Here is a 15032-nt window from a genome sequence, read left to right as displayed (position 1 = left end):
CGGGTTTTCGCCAGCGCGAAACCCAGACCTTGCAGGCGGTAACTCAATCGTCAACCATAGTTGCCACCGGCGGTGGGGCGATCCTGGCCGAAGAGAACCGGCGCTTTATGCGTCAGCATGGCACGGTGATTTACCTGCGTGCTCCAGCCGGCGTATTGGCGCAACGGCTGGCAGAGTTTCCGCAAGAGGGCCAGCGCCCAACGCTGACTGGCCGCCCCATCGCCGAAGAAATGCTGGAAGTGCTGGCGGCACGTGAGGCGCTCTATCAGGAGGCCGCGCACCATGTTATGGATGGTACCGCTAATCCCCAGCAGGTCGTCGAGCAGATCCTGGCGGTCTTGCAAGGCGAAGCGGTAAAGTAACTTTCCCAAAGCATATCTTGTGCCAAGATACCACTGACCAATCCCAACCAACTCGCTATGTGCTGTAGGGGCGCCGCATGCTGCGCCCGCTTAGTCAAATTAATGGGGGCGCGCCGGTAACTTTCAGTGTGGTTGTCTATACTTAACCGCAGGTAATCACACAGGAGAGCACTATGCCGAGTAAACCTCCCTACCCGAGAACGGCGCGAATTGAGGCCGTAGATAAGGGCGAAGCGGGCAAACAGGTTCGTTGGTATGAGCTACGGGCCGATCACCCCAAACCCGATACGCTGATCAGCGAGCACGAAACCGAGCGGGAAGCGTTAGACGCCAAGCGGCGTTACGAGGATGAAAACCTGGGTGAATAGCCCGCGGTATAACCCATGGTGGCCGCTAGCCGTGGTGGCTAAGTTGGCCACCGAACTCATTGTTTGATCCCGCTCATGTTTTGCCGTGCGTAACGATCGCATTTCGTATCAAAAACCAGTGACAGACCCGGATTCATCCCCCAATATGGAGATTCCTCAAAGATGATTACGCGGGTGCCAGTCTATGCTGAAAGTGAACGAGTATTTTGCCGGGAAAGTGAAGTCTATCGGTTACGATAGTAGCAGCATCGGTCGTACCAGCGTCGGGGTGATGGAAGAGGGTGAATACACCTTCGGTACCGCACAGCCGGAAGAGATGACGGTGATCACCGGGGCATTGAAAGTGCTGTTACCGGGCGCACCGGATTGGCAGGTGTTTACGCCGGGCGAGAAGTTCTTCGTGCCTGCGCAGAGTGAATTCAACGTTCAGGTTGCCGATGCGACGGCATATCTATGCCGCTATTTAAGTAAGTAAAAATACCCGTCGTCTTTCAAGCCGCAGCGTTGTTACCTGCATTCACCCACCCCAGTCACTTACAATAGTAAGCTCCTGGGGATGAGTGAACTTGTCGCCTAGCTGCGACTTGAAATCCATAGGGTATTTGTAATTATCTACAGCATTCTGATTTTAGCGGGCGCAACGTGTTGCGCCCCTTTTATTTCTAGCGCTGAGCTTCGCCACCCAAGGCTTCGATGGTGTTGCTGATCAAGGCCGCCAGTTCGCTGGTCATCAGGATGAAATCGGCGTCGAAACGCTGGGCAAAATCTTCACGATCGATATCATCGTTCTGATCGCGCAGGGTATCGGCAAACTTCAGGCGTTTGAGTGAGCCGTCGTCGGCCAGCACCAGTTGAATGCGCTCCTGCCAATCTACCGCCAGCTTGGTCACCAGTTTGCCAGCCTCGATATGTACGGCAATCTCGTCGCTGATCAGGTTCTGCTTCTTACAGCGGATCACCCCGCCTTCTTCCAGAATGGCTTTCAGTTCGGCCTCATCCTGAATGATAAAGCCGGCTGGCAGTTCGCCGGAGCGGACCCATTCGGTCAGCGTCAGTTCGATCGGACTTTCCATGGTCAACGGTACCACTGGCAAAGAACCCAGACTCTTACGCAGCAACGCCAGCATATCTTCGGCGCGTTTGGCACTGGCGGCATCGACCATAATCAGATCGTTAACGGTATCGATCCACATATAGGTCTGATTAAAGCGGCTGAAGGCGCGTGGCAGCAGGCTGTGCAGCACTTCATCTTTCAGGGAGTCTTTCTCGGTTTTTTTCAGCTTGCGGTGCTGTTCACCCTCCAGTTTTTCGATCTTGGCCTGTAGCTCTTGTTTCAGTACCGGAGAGGGCAGGATCTTCTCTTCTTTACGGGCACAAATCATGATCTGGCCGTTAACCGCGTGCGTCAGTGCGTCGCTGTGAGAGCCCATCGGGGAAACCCAGCCGGTTTTCGCCATGTCCTGGCTGCCACACGGGGTGAAGGCAAAGGCGCTGAGCTGTTTTTCCATTTCATCCGCAGTTAGCGCAACATCGCGGCTCAAACGGTAAACCATCAAATTCTTAAACCACAGCATAATGTTATCCCAGGCTGGGCGTGCATTTGGCACGCAGATTCATCAAAAGCAGGGCGGCATAATAACGAATTGACGCTGAAAAATCGCCTCATTCCCGCTGATTTGCGTCCGTTGCCGCGTTTCATGCAGCCAGATAGGGGAATTGCCATTGGCGTCACATTCGGTGAGCGTGGCGTGAGCCGGGCTATGCGCTACACTGGGCGGCAAGTTTGTTGTCGTGCTGAATTGGGGAGAGGAATTGTGCGTATTGGTATCGATCTGGGTGGCACTAAAATTGAAGTGATTGCATTGGCTAACGATGGCGTAGAGCTGTTCCGCCATCGCATTGCCACCCCTCGTGATGATTATCAGCTGACGCTAGAAGCTATCTGCGGGTTGGTGAAGCTGGCGGAGGAAAAAACGGGCCAGCAAGGCTCGGTGGGCGTGGGGATCCCAGGCACGTTGTCACCCTTTACCGGCCTGGTAAAAAATGCCAATTCCACCTGGCTGAATGGTCAGCCGATGGATAAAGATCTTTCCGCCATGTTGCAACGTGAAGTGCGGCTGGCTAACGATGCCAACTGCCTGGCGGTATCGGAAGCCACCGATGGGGCCGCTGCTGGAAAACCAACCGTATTTGCGGTGATTATTGGTACCGGATGTGGTGCCGGAGTCGCAATAAACGGCCTGGTACATGCCGGGGGCAATGGCATTTCCGGTGAGTGGGGCCACAACCCACTGCCGTGGCTGGATGAAGACGAACTGCGTTTTGGCGCCGAGGTGCCCTGTTACTGTGGTAAGCAAGGCTGTATTGAAACCTTTATCTCTGGCACCGGTTTCGCGACCGATTATGCGCGGTTGAGGGGTCAGGCGCTGAAAGGTCACGAAATTATGGCGCTGGTGGCACAGCAGGATGCGGTGGCAGAGTTAGCGATTCAGCGTTACGAAATGCGGTTGGCGAAGTCTTTGGCGCACGTGATCAATCTCTTTGATCCCGATGTGATCGTCCTGGGCGGCGGCATGAGCAACGTGGATCGGCTGTATCAAACGGTGCCCGCGTTGGTGAAAACCTGGGTATTTGGCGGCGAGTGCGAAACGCCGATCCGCAAGGCAGTACACGGTGATTCCAGCGGCGTGCGCGGTGCGGCCTGGCTTTGGCCTCAGGAGTAACAAATTTTCCGTAGGGTGTGAGGCTGACCGTAGGGGTTACAGATTGCCTCCCATACTTGACCATGACTCCGTATCGGTACCTCTCCTTTTTGGGGAGAGGGTTGGGGGGAGGAGGGGCAGCGATCTCCGGCTAACCATTGATCATCCAGGCGGGCACAGTATGCAGCGCCCTACGTTGTGAGTTCCAGTCTCAATCCTTCGGCGTGTAATCCTTCTCGCTTTCGCTGCGTACCCGCTCGATATGGATGGTCAGAAACAGCATCTCTTCGCTGGTCAGCTGGTGCTGGTAGCTCTTTTCGATGTGCTGGTTGATCTTGCCGGCACAGGCGAATGACTCGCGGTATTTCTCCTTCACCACCTGATACAGCGAATCGTCCTCGCTGTTGACGTAGTTCTTGCCTAACAACCGCTGGGCAAAGAATTTCAGATGGGTGACAAAGCGATGGTAGCTGAGTGCTTCCTCGTTGTAGTCAAAACGGAAATAGTATTTGACGATATTGAGGATCTCCTGCATCACGCGGGTGATATGCAGGGTGTTATGCATTTCGTCATTGAGCTGTGCGTTGACCAGGTGCAAGGCAATAAACCCAGCCTCGTCTTCCTGGAGCGTAGTCTCCAGGCGCTGGGCGATGATGGTCAACGCCTCAAGCCCAATGGCAAACTCGTTGGGATAGAGTTTTTTGATCTCCCACAGCAGCGCGTTCTTGATATCCAGCCCTTGTGCGTGGCGTTGCAGCGCAAAATGGATATGGTCGGTCAGCGTGATGTAGACAATGTTATGCAGTTTCCCCGGCAGCCGCTCGCGGGCGAGGGTGATGATCTTGTCCGCAGTGGTCACGCACGCCAGCGGGATCTCCGCCAGCAGTTCTTTGTAGCGTTCGCTCATCTCGCCGCTGTTGAGGGTGAACACCTTTTCGATCAGGCTTTCATCCACACTTTCCCCGGCTTTCTTTTGAAAGCCAATGCCACGCCCCATAACCACCGTTTCTTCCTGATGGTCATTCAGCGTAATCACTACGTTATTATTGAGTATCTTAGCGATTTTCATGGCTATTCCTGGCCCGCTGAAAACGAAAAAACCCGACGTCCGGGAGCGATCCCGAAGGTCAGGTTTTGCCTGTTTGCACAGTGACAATCCTGTAATTGGCTCCATGATAACCGTTGTCGGCTCTGGCTCAATGCTTTTCAGCTTGTACTGTAGCCGCGATCACACTTCTGGTCGTAGTTACCACTTGACGTAAGCCCCTGTCGCGGTCATTCGATGCGAAACTGAGCGTCCAGTCGGCTGACCCCCAAGCCATTGACCTTTTTCACCTTAATCTGCACCGGGATGCGTTCCTTCATCGCCTCCACGTGGCTGATCACGCCGATGGTTTTGCCGGTGGCGTTAAGGCTGTCCAGGGCGTCTAGCGCGGTGTCCAGCGTCTCGGCGTCCAGCGTGCCGAAGCCCTCATCCAGGAACAGCGAATCGATGCTGGTCTTGTGGCTGACCAGATCGGACAAGGCCAGCGCCAGCGCCAGGCTGACCAGGAAGCTTTCGCCGCCGGAGAGGGTGCGAGTATCGCGCAGGGCATCGGCCTGCCAGGTATCCACCACCTGTAACTCTAGCGCATCACTGGTTTTACGCTGCAACAGATAGCGCCCGTGCAGGCGGCCCAGTTGGTTATTGGCCAGATACACCAGATGATCCAGGGTCAGGCCCTGAGCGAACTTGCGGAACTTGTCGCCCTCTTTGGAGCCGATAAGCTGGTTGAGTAGGCTCCAGTCGTCGTACTGCTGCTGGCTTTGGGCAATCTGTTCGAACAGGGATTGTTGATTGAGGCGGCGCTCGGCATCGCTGCTCAGTTGGTTGCGTACTTCGCCCTGGCGCAACTGTAGCGTTTTCAGCCGTTCTGCCAACCCGCTGAGTGCTGTGGTGAGCTGCTCAATATTGACTTGGGTTTCATCCAGATCCGCAGGGCGTTCCAGACGATGCTGCTCCAGAGCTTGTACGACCTGTGCCAGCAATGTGGTGGCCTGTACCTGACGCTCCTGCAACTGCTCTTTGTACTGTTGTAAGCGCAGACGTTCGTCGTCATCCAGCAACGCGGCATTGAACGCGGCTTCATCGTCAAAGGTACTGTTGGCCAAGGCCAGCAGCCATTGTTGCTCGGCCTGTTCCCCGCGCTCGGCTTGCTGTTGCTGTTGTTGCTGCAAACCAACCCATTGGCCAGCCAGATGGTCGCGCTGCTCCTGGGCTTTGTGCAATTGCTCCGTAGCCTGCTGTAAGGCATTCTCTGCGGCGACTTGTGCCGTACGCCACTGCTCGCGGGCTGCGGCCACCGTTCGCTCACCAAACAGCGCGATGCGTTCGTTACGCAGTGCCAGCAGCTGAGTTTCACTTGTCAGACACTGTTGTTGCCAATGTGCTAATTGGCGCTCGATTTCCTGCTGATTTTTCTGCATCAGTTCAAAGCGCTCATTCACCCGCGCCATTTCCTGTTGCGAACTTTGCTGTTCGGTTTGCAGGGCATTCAGGGCATCCTTCGCCAGCTGCACGGCCTTGGCGAGCCGTTCGTGTTGCAGCAGAAGTTGCTGAACGGCCTGTTCCTCACTATCGCAAGCCTCCAGCCAGGCGGTTAACCGGGTGCTGTCTTGCAGCGTAAAGTCGAAGGCTAAAGGGGCGCTGAGGGTTTGCCAGCTTTGCAGATGGTTTTCCTGCTGCTCAAGCTCCTGGTTCAACTGCGTTTGCAGGCGTTGCTGTTGCTCTTTCAGGCTTTCACTGCGTGCGCGCAGTTCAGTCCCTTTAGTGTGTAGCTCCTCGGTTTGGGTACGCAATTGAGCGACGCGTTGTTCCGTTTCGGACGGTTTGACGGCCTGATATTGCTCGATCGCCGGATGGTGCGTGGAGCCGCACAGCGGGCAGGGGGCATCGGTCTGCAGACGCGCCCGTTCGGCTTCCAGACTGACGATGTGCTTTTCCAGTTCGAGCGTCTTCTCAACGTCCGTCAGATGCGCTTTTTGCTGTTTATACTGCTGGCGCACCGCATCGAGCTGGCTCTCAACCTCGGTCAGCTGTTTTTGGCGCGTAGTGAATTCGAGCCGCTGTTGCTCAAGGCGCTGCTGGTTCTGTTGGAACAGCAAGGCCAGTTTGGACAGCTGTTGGCGAACCGGGCGCAAGCCGCTCAGTTCGGCCTGGCGGTGGTGCAGTTTTTCCAGTGGGGATTGCGCCTCCAGCGTGGTTTGCTGTTGGAGTTGGCTATCCAGCGCCGCGGTGAGTTCAAGCTGCTTAGTCTGAAATTGGCCCGCCAGGTTAGCCAGTTGGCTGCGTCGTTCGGTTAGCTGTTCCAACGTGCGCCGCAGCTCTTCGCTCTGCCGCTGGCTCTCTGTATGCTGTTTACGTGCTTCTGTCAGTTGATTTTGCAACAGGGCAATCTGGTGATCGAGTGGTAACACTTTTTCATCCATCAGCGTCTGCTGCTGTTGCTGATGTTCTGCCTGGGCCTGCCTGGCCTTTTGCGCCTGCTCCAACTGCTGTTGTAACGGGGTCAGTTCGGCCAATTGCCGCTGTTGCTGTTGTGCCAACAGCTCGATCTGCCGTTGCAGCGTCTGATGGTCCTGCTGACAACGATTACGCTCATTGAGCAACGGGCGCAGTTTCTCTGCGGGTTCACTGCGAGCTAACTGCTGCAACTGCGGTTCGGCCAGTTGAAACTCTTGCTGCACGCCAGCCAGCTGTTGCTGATATTCCTGAGTCTGTTGCTGGATGGTTTGCCAGCGTTGCAGCCAGTTCCACTGCTGTTGTTGTTGCTGCGCCTGTTGGCTAAGAAGCTGTTCTTCGGTACCGAGATCGCCGAGCTGGTTTTCCAGCACCTGGCGCTGCTCGTCGTTGAGCAGTTCAATTCCGCTGGCACGGTGATGCAAAGCGTCCAGATCGCTTTTCGCCTGTTTGTGCTGTTCGAAGACCTGTGCCGACAGCCGCCCATAAATCTCGGTGCCGGTCAGTTCTTCCAGCAGTTCGGCACGTTCGTTGGCCTTGGCGTTCAGGAAGGCGGCGAACTGGCCCTGCGACAGCATCATCGATTTGGTGAAGCGGCCGAAATCCAGCCCGGTGATCGCGGCAATCAGCTCTTTTTTATCGGAAATTTTATCCGCCAGAATTTTGCCGTCTGCCCGCAGCGCCAGCTCCACTTTGGGGGCCTGCAGGTTGCCGTCCGGATCGTTTTTCGCCCGGCGCTGGCTCCAGAAGGCGCGATAGCCGATACCTTTGACCTCAAACTCCACTTCGGCCAGCGATTCGGCGGTGTGGCGGGTCATCAATTCGTTCTGGCTGGCGCTGACTTCCAGGCGCGGCGTCTGGTGATAGAGTGCCAGACAGATGGCGTCCAGCAGGGTGGTTTTACCCGCTCCGGTGGGGCCGGTGATGGCAAACAGGCCGTTGCTGGCGAAGGGTTCTGCCGTGAAGTCGATTTTCCACTCGCCTTGTAGCGAGTTCAGGTTTTTCAGCCTTAAGCTCAGGATCTTCATGTCGATGGCTCCTTATGGTAATGCAAGGTTTCTACCACCTGCTGGAACATTTGCCGCATCTGCTGTTGGCGTGGCTCGGCCATCTCGGCTTCCAACGCCAGCCGCCGCTCGAACACTTCGCCCACGCTCAATTCATTCAGGGTTTCTTTATCCTGTTGGGCAATGGTCTGGCTACGCTGCTCTTTGCTGCGCCGCAGCAGCACCACCTCAACCGGTAAATCCTCCGCCAACTGTTGGATACGGCGCTGAATATCGCTGAGGTAATCCTGGGTGACCACTTCGATATCCAGCCAAACCGGGAGTTCGCCCTGATAATCGGCAAACTGCTGTAACTGGGCTTCGATTTGTAGCAAATCACCTTTGATCAACTGCATGGGCTGGAAGGTGGGGATCTCCAGCGGGGTGATCTGTTGCAGTGCTCCGTCGGCAAAATCGACCATAAATACGCTTTTGGCCTTGCCTAACTCATCGAAGCTCAGTGGGATCGGGGAGCCGCTGTAGCGGATATGCTCGGACTTGGCGACGTTCTGCGCGCGATGGATATGCCCCAACGCAATGTAATCGGCAGGAGGGAACGCCTGAGCCGGGAAGGCGTCCAGCGTACCGATGTAGATATCGCGCACCGAATCCGAGGTGGTGACACCCACGGTGGTCAGATGGCCGGTGGCGACGATCGGCAGTGGTAAACCCAGCGCATCGCGGCGAGCACCGGCTGCCTGATACAGGTTTTGGTAATGCTCGGCGATGGCTTCTTGCAGCGCCTGCTGCTTTTGGTTGCCAGACTCACCGGCGCGGCTGGTGAGCAGATCCCGTGGACGCAGGAACGGAATAGCGCAGAGCACCGCACCAGGTTGGCCATCAAGCCGGTTGAGCACCACGATTTGCTGCTCAAGCTCGTTTTGTGCGTTGGCGATCACAGTGGTGTTCAGGCAAGAAAGCAACTCACGCGATTCATTCAGCGTGGCCACTGAGTCGTGGTTGCCGCCCAGCACTACCAGTTGGCAGCCGGTACGTTGCAGTTCCACCACAAAGCGGTTGTACAACTCGCGGGCGTAGCTTGGCGGGGAGCCGGTATCGAACAGATCGCCTGCGACGATCAGCGCATCCACCCGCTGCTGTTCCACCTGTTCGATCAGCCAACGTAAGAAGGCCTGATGCTCGGCGGCGCGGCTTTTGGTGAAAAAGTACTGGCCCAAATGCCAGTCGGAGGTATGGATCAGGCGCATAGGTCTTCCATCGCTAACAGGATGATAAGGGCGTAAATGGGCCTTATCGTAACCTAAGCATGATGATATTTCTTTAACGCCAGAAATAATCGCTATGCTTACTGCCATTAATGGGGCTTTTTTTTCATAAAACTGTCACAAAACTGACGCATAATGGCGACCGCAATCAACTGAGATCGCTAACACATTGGCAGGATTGACGATGGCAAGACGCATACTGGTGGTGGAAGACGAAGCGCCGATCCGTGAGATGGTGTGCTTTGTGTTGGAACAGAATGGTTACCAACCGTTGGAAGCCGAGGATTATGACAGTGCCGTCACGCGCCTGTCTGAGCCGTTCCCTGATTTGGTATTACTGGACTGGATGTTACCTGGCGGTTCCGGCATTCAGTTTATCAAGCATATGAAGCGCGAGGCGATGACCCGGGATATCCCGGTGATGATGCTGACCGCGCGCGGTGAAGAAGAAGATCGGGTACGTGGCCTGGAGGTTGGGGCGGATGATTACATCACCAAACCTTTCTCACCCAAGGAGCTGGTGGCTCGTATCAAAGCAGTGATGCGTCGTATTTCACCGATGGCAGTAGAAGAAGTGATTGAAATGCAGGGGCTAAGCCTGGATCCTTCCTCGCACCGGGTGATGGCCAATGAGCAGGCGCTGGAGATGGGGCCGACCGAGTTCAAACTGTTGCACTTCTTTATGACTCATCCGGAGCGTGTTTATAGCCGCGAACAGTTGCTTAATCACGTCTGGGGCACTAACGTTTATGTGGAAGACCGCACCGTTGATGTGCATATCCGCCGGCTGCGTAAGGCGCTGGAGACCAGTGGTCATGACAAGATGGTTCAAACCGTTCGCGGCACCGGTTATCGGTTCTCAACGCGCTACTGATCGCACCGCGCTGGAGAGGTTACCGTGCTAGAACGTTTATCGTGGAAGAGGTTGGCGCTGGAGCTGGCCCTTTTTTGCCTGCCCGCCTTATTGCTGGGGCTGATTTTCGGTTATCTGCCCTGGTTGCTGTTGGTTTCGGTGCTGGCCGCGCTGGTCTGGAACTTCTATAACCAACTCAAACTTTCCCACTGGCTGTGGGTGGATCGCAGCATGACGCCGCCGCCGGGCCGCTGGAGCTGGGAGCCGCTGTTCTATGGCCTGTATCAGATGCAGCAGCGTAATCGCCGCCGCCGCCGTGAGCTGGCGCTGTTGATCAAACGTTTTCGCAGCGGAGCCGAATCCTTACCGGATGCGGTGGTGATGACTACCGTCGAGGGCAATATCTTCTGGTGTAACGGCCTGGCACAGCATCTGCTGGGTTTTCGCTGGCCGGAAGATAACGGCCAACACATTCTCAACCTGCTGCGTTACCCCGAATTTAGCCACTACCTGCAACGGCAAGAATTTACCCGGCCGCTGACGCTACAGCTGAATAACGAGCACTTTGTCGAATTCCGTATCATGCCCTATTCCGAAGGCCAACTGCTGATGGTGGCCCGTGATGTGACGCAGATGCGCCAACTGGAAGGGGCCAGACGCAACTTCTTCGCCAACGTCAGCCATGAGCTGCGTACGCCGCTAACGGTGTTGCAAGGCTACCTGGAGATGATGAGCGATGAAGAGCTGGATGGTTCGCTGCGTGGCAAAGCCTTGGGCACCATGCAAGAGCAGACCAAACGCATGGATGGGCTGGTAAAGCAGTTGCTCACGCTCTCCAGGATCGAGGCCGCGCCAAACGTGGATATGAACGAGAAGGTCGATATTCCGTTAATGCTGCGGGTATTGCTGCGTGAGGCGCAGTCGCTCAGTGGCGGCAATCACCAGATCAATTTCCGGGTGAACGAAAACCTTCAGGTATTTGGTAACGAGGATCAGCTGCGTAGCGCGGTTTCCAATCTGGTGTACAACGCCGTCAACCATACTCCGGCGGGCACCAATATCGAAGTGAGCTGGCAGCAGACGCCGCAGGGTGCCCAATTCCAGGTCAGCGATAACGGGCCGGGCATTGGTGCCGAACATATCCCGCGCCTGACCGAGCGATTCTATCGTGTGGATAAAGCGCGTTCGCGCCAGACCGGCGGCAGTGGGCTCGGGTTGGCCATTGTGAAGCATGCGCTCAGCCATCATGATTCACGGCTGGAGATCCTCAGCGAGCCAGGCATTGGCACCCGTTTTATCTTTACCTTGCCTAACCGGTTGATTGTTCCTGCGGCTTTAGCAGAGAATGCGGTGAAAAATTAACAGGTAGCCCGCCATGATTCGATTTTCCCATGCTTTGCTGCTTTGCCTACTGTTGTCGGTTGGCCGCGGGGCCGTGGCTGCTCCGGACGGCATGCTTTCCGGCAACCTATCTAGCGTGGGCTCCGACACACTGGCCAACCTGATGGCGCTGTGGGGGCAGGATTTCAGCCGACACTATCCCAACGTGAACCTGCAACTGCAGGCTGCCGGTTCCTCGACGGCACCCACCGCATTGGCGGCTGGAGCGGCGCAGCTTGGCCCGATGAGTCGGCCAATGAAGGCGGCGGAGGTATCGGCATTTGAGCACCGCTATGGCTATGCGCCGCTGGCGGTGCCGGTCGCGGTTGATGCGCTGGTGGTGCTGGTGCATCAGGACAATCCGCTACGTGGCTTGAATCTGCAACAGCTGGACCAAATTTTTTCCGCTACCCGCCGCTGCGGGGAAAACGCGCCGGTTAACCGCTGGGGAGAGTTGGGGCTACAGGGCAGTTGGCAGCAGCGTGCCTTGCAACGCTTTGGTCGCAACTCCGCCTCGGGTACCTATGGGTATTTCAAACTGCGTGCGCTATGCGGTGGGGATTTTATGGCGCGGGTGAATGAATTGCCGGGGTCGGCCTCGGTGGTGCAGGCGGTGGCCGGATCGTTAAACGGCATTGGCTATGCCAGCATTGGTTTTCGTGCCAGCGGGGTGCGGCTATTGCCCCTCGCTGAAGCGGGTGACCGTTATGTTGAACCCAGCGAAACCAACGTGCGTAACGGTAGCTATCCGTTGGCGCGTTACCTGTATATCTACATCAACAAAGCTCCTAACCAGCCACTGGAACCCCTGACGGCGGCGTTCCTTGACCGTGTGCTGTCTGCGCAGGGGCAAGATCTGGTTAATCACGACGGTTATTTGCCGCTGCCGTCGGATACGCTGCGCAAAACCCGCACGCTGCTGGGGCTGGAGTAGGGATGATTTTTGAGCACATATCACGCGTTTTCTAGCTGATTAATGGTGTTTTCACGCATCATGTAACTAATTATTTCATTTTTTGTGAGTGATGCGCTCAAAAATAATACAAATCATGTAGTGCATATTTATTGATAACCCCTATGTTCGACTGGATGAGCAATATTATCTGGACGATCGCTCTGCTTTCTGTCCTGCGTATTGCGTTTTGGCACTATAAACGTTTAACTTGACCCCCATTGCCGGACTAAACCTCCATTTTCCTCAGCATTTTTTGGTGATTGCGACCTGGAATTCAGCAGGGGGAAAAACGTCTAAAAATCTGCTCGTCATCATGAGTATTCGCCTTTAGCAAGGTAAGACGCCGCTATTACACGCTGTCTGCTGCCTATGAGTTTCACGATGAGAGAGCAGGCCGGCAACCGAACCGAAGTGGGGCACTTTTGCCACCATGCTTATCGGCAATTTTATATTTCAACAGGCAGCACAACAGATTATGAGTCATCGTTTAGCGTCAAAAGATATTCTGGCTTTAGGTTTTATGACCTTTGCCTTATTCGTCGGGGCCGGGAACATCATCTTCCCACCGATGGTGGGTTTGCAGTCTGGCGAACACGTCTGGACTGCGGCGATTGGTTTCCTGATCACCGCTGTAGGTCTACCGGTGCTGACCGTGATTGCTCTGGCTCGCGTTGGCGGCGGCGTTGATGCATTAAGCTCACCTATTGGCCGTAGCGCCGGCCTGCTGTTGGCAACGGTGTGCTATCTGGCCGTTGGTCCGCTGTTTGCCACCCCGCGTACCGCGACCGTTTCCTTCGAAGTGGGTATTGCGCCGTTGACCGGTGACGGTGCCATGCCGCTGTTTATCTATAGCCTGGTCTATTTTACGCTGGTAATTGGCATTTCACTCTATCCGGGCCGCCTGCTTGATACCGTGGGCCATATTCTGGCGCCGTTGAAGATTGTGGCGCTGGCCGTGCTGGGTATTGCCGCAGTGATGTGGCCAGCAGGGGCACCAATCCCGGCGGTGGATGCCTACCAAACCGTGCCGTTCTCCTCGGGTTTTGTTAACGGCTATCTGACGATGGATACGCTGGGCGCGATGGTGTTCGGTATCGTTATCGTTAACGCCGCACGTTCCCGTGGCGTGAAGGACGCTGGTCTGCTGACCCGTTATACCATCCTGGCCGGTTTGATCGCCGGTGTGGGCCTGACGCTGGTCTACCTGAGCCTGTTCAAGCTGGGTTCCGGCAGCGGCGTGCTGACGCCGGATGCTACTAATGGTGCGGTAGTGCTGCATGCCTATGTGCAAAATACCTTCGGCGGCCTGGGCAGCTTCTTCCTGGCGGCGCTGATCTTCATCGCCTGTATGGTGACCGCGGTGGGTCTGACCTGCGCCTGCGCGGAGTTCTTCGAGCAATACCTGCCGTTCTCTTACAAAACGTTGGTATTCATTCTCGGCCTGTTCTCGATGGTGGTTTCCAACCTGGGCCTGAGCCACCTGATCCAGATTTCGATCCCGGTGCTGACCGCAATCTACCCGCCTTGCATCGTGCTGGTGATGCTGAGCTTCACCCTACGTTGGTGGAATAGTGCATCACGTATAGTTGCGCCGGTGATGTTAGTCAGCCTGTTGTTTGGTATCCTTGATGCGGTGAAAGCGTCCAACTTCCAGCATTTGATGCCAGAATGGACCAATCACCTGCCGCTGGCGGCGCAGGGGTTGGCATGGTTGCCACCTTCGCTGCTGATGCTGGTACTGGTCGCGATTTATGATCGGGTTTTTGCACGCAGCCAAGTGACTGCTCACTCTTAAACCTCCGGTCTGAATTTTAGGCCACGGACTTGTCCGTGGCTTTTTTACGTTTAAAAAAGACGGGTCATTTACATGCAACAACAGTCACCCACTGCAGCTCCAGCCAATAAGCTCAAACGTGGTCTCAGCACGCGTCACATCCGTTTTATGGCCCTGGGTTCGGCCATTGGTACCGGTCTGTTTTATGGCTCCGCAGAGGCCATCAGAATGGCGGGTCCCAGCGTCCTGCTGGCTTACCTGATCGGCGGTATCATTGCTTTTATCATCATGCGCGCGCTGGGCGAAATGTCGGTGAATAACCCGCAGGCCAGCTCGTTCTCGCGCTATGCTCAGGATTATCTCGGCCCGATGGCAGGTTACATTACCGGCTGGACCTACTGCTTTGAGATCCTGATCGTCGCCATTGCCGACGTGACGGCCTTCGGCATCTACATGGGCGTCTGGTTCCCGGAAGTGCCGCATTGGATCTGGGTGTTGAGCGTGGTGCTGATTATCGGTGCCATCAACCTGATGAGCGTGAAGGTATTCGGGGAACTGGAGTTCTGGTTCTCGTTCTTCAAGGTGGCGACCATTATCATCATGATCGTCGCCGGTATCGGCATCATCGTCTGGGGCATCGGCAACGGGGGGCAACCGACCGGGATACACAACCTGTGGGTCAACGGTGGCTTCTTCAGTAACGGCTTTATCGGCATGATCCTGTCGCTACAGCTGGTGATGTTCGCCTACGGTGGGATTGAAATTATCGGTATTACCGCCGGTGAAGCCAAGGATCCCAAGGTATCGATCCCTAAGGCCATCAACTCGGTGCCTTGGCGTATCCTTGTGTTCTACGTAGGGACGCTG

At 55.8% G+C, this 15032-nt stretch carries 13 protein-coding genes; 9 read left to right on the top strand and 4 right to left on the bottom strand.

Features of this window, described 5'->3' with window-relative positions; all coding sequences use genetic code 11:
* The 3 genes from aroL to ppnP form a co-directional block, all read left to right on the top strand.
* The coding region (aroL, locus tag ACLQ7H_RS12585; RefSeq protein ID WP_411752955.1) for a shikimate kinase AroL at positions 1 to 362 on the top strand (362 nt) is incomplete at its 5' end.
* 173 nt (positions 363 to 535) lie between these two features.
* On the top strand, positions 536 to 730 hold the full coding sequence (locus ACLQ7H_RS12580; protein ID WP_411752954.1) for a YaiA family protein: 195 nt from the start codon (positions 536 to 538) through the stop codon (positions 728 to 730).
* Positions 731 to 914: 184 nt separating this feature from the next.
* Positions 915 to 1205, top strand: coding sequence for a pyrimidine/purine nucleoside phosphorylase (gene ppnP, locus ACLQ7H_RS12575; protein WP_021180225.1), 291 nt, complete (start codon positions 915 to 917; stop codon positions 1203 to 1205).
* Between the two features lie 187 nt (positions 1206 to 1392).
* Here ppnP and rdgC read toward each other — a convergent pair whose 3' ends face one another.
* The gene (gene rdgC, locus ACLQ7H_RS12570; protein WP_021805520.1) at positions 1393 to 2304 is read right to left on the bottom strand and encodes a recombination-associated protein RdgC; all 912 of its coding nucleotides are present in this window, start codon (positions 2302 to 2304) and stop codon (positions 1393 to 1395) included.
* A gap of 240 nt (positions 2305 to 2544) precedes the next feature.
* On the opposite strand from rdgC, the gene mak reads away from it, so the two are divergent.
* Positions 2545 to 3453 carry a fructokinase gene (gene mak, locus ACLQ7H_RS12565; protein WP_411752956.1) on the top strand — a complete coding sequence of 303 codons (909 nt, stop codon included), beginning with the start codon at positions 2545 to 2547 and terminating at the stop codon, positions 3451 to 3453.
* 190 nt (positions 3454 to 3643) lie between these two features.
* Here mak and licT read toward each other — a convergent pair whose 3' ends face one another.
* The 3 genes from licT to sbcD form a co-directional block, all read right to left on the bottom strand.
* Entirely contained in the window at positions 3644 to 4501 is an 858-nt protein-coding gene (gene licT / locus ACLQ7H_RS12560) for a BglG family transcription antiterminator LicT (RefSeq protein ID WP_411752953.1), read from the bottom strand.
* A gap of 206 nt (positions 4502 to 4707) precedes the next feature.
* The gene (sbcC, locus tag ACLQ7H_RS12555; protein WP_411752952.1) at positions 4708 to 7959 is read right to left on the bottom strand and encodes an exonuclease subunit SbcC; all 3252 of its coding nucleotides are present in this window, start codon (positions 7957 to 7959) and stop codon (positions 4708 to 4710) included.
* Entirely contained in the window at positions 7956 to 9185 is a 1230-nt protein-coding gene (gene sbcD, locus ACLQ7H_RS12550) for an exonuclease subunit SbcD (protein WP_411752951.1), read from the bottom strand. Before sbcD ends, sbcC begins: the two co-directional genes overlap by 4 nt.
* 202 nt (positions 9186 to 9387) lie before the next feature.
* Here sbcD and phoB point away from each other — a divergent pair, with 202 nt between their 5' ends.
* The 5 genes from phoB to ACLQ7H_RS12525 form a co-directional block, all read left to right on the top strand.
* On the top strand, positions 9388 to 10077 hold the full coding sequence (gene phoB / locus ACLQ7H_RS12545) for a phosphate response regulator transcription factor PhoB (RefSeq protein WP_021180214.1): 690 nt from the start codon (positions 9388 to 9390) through the stop codon (positions 10075 to 10077).
* A gap of 24 nt (positions 10078 to 10101) precedes the next feature.
* Entirely contained in the window at positions 10102 to 11418 is a 1317-nt protein-coding gene (phoR, locus tag ACLQ7H_RS12540; protein WP_411752950.1) for a phosphate regulon sensor histidine kinase PhoR, read from the top strand.
* 13 nt (positions 11419 to 11431) lie between these two features.
* Positions 11432 to 12370: a PstS family phosphate ABC transporter substrate-binding protein gene (locus tag ACLQ7H_RS12535; RefSeq protein WP_411752949.1), complete on the top strand. Its 939-nt coding sequence runs from the start codon at positions 11432 to 11434 to the stop codon at positions 12368 to 12370.
* A 496-nt stretch (positions 12371 to 12866) separates the two neighbouring features.
* Positions 12867 to 14186, top strand: a complete 1320-nt coding sequence (gene brnQ / locus ACLQ7H_RS12530) for a branched-chain amino acid transport system II carrier protein (RefSeq protein WP_411752948.1) — start codon at positions 12867 to 12869, stop codon at positions 14184 to 14186.
* A gap of 72 nt (positions 14187 to 14258) precedes the next feature.
* On the top strand, positions 14259 to 15032 hold a 774-nt coding region (locus ACLQ7H_RS12525; protein WP_411752947.1), incomplete at its 3' end, for an amino acid permease.

Origin of the sequence: Serratia sp. (in: enterobacteria), assembly GCF_046715635.1 — a bacterium.
GTDB lineage: Bacteria > Pseudomonadota > Gammaproteobacteria > Enterobacterales > Enterobacteriaceae > Chania.
The sequence above is the reverse complement of the archived record's forward strand: the minus strand, read 5'-3'. Positions and strand labels throughout refer to the sequence as shown.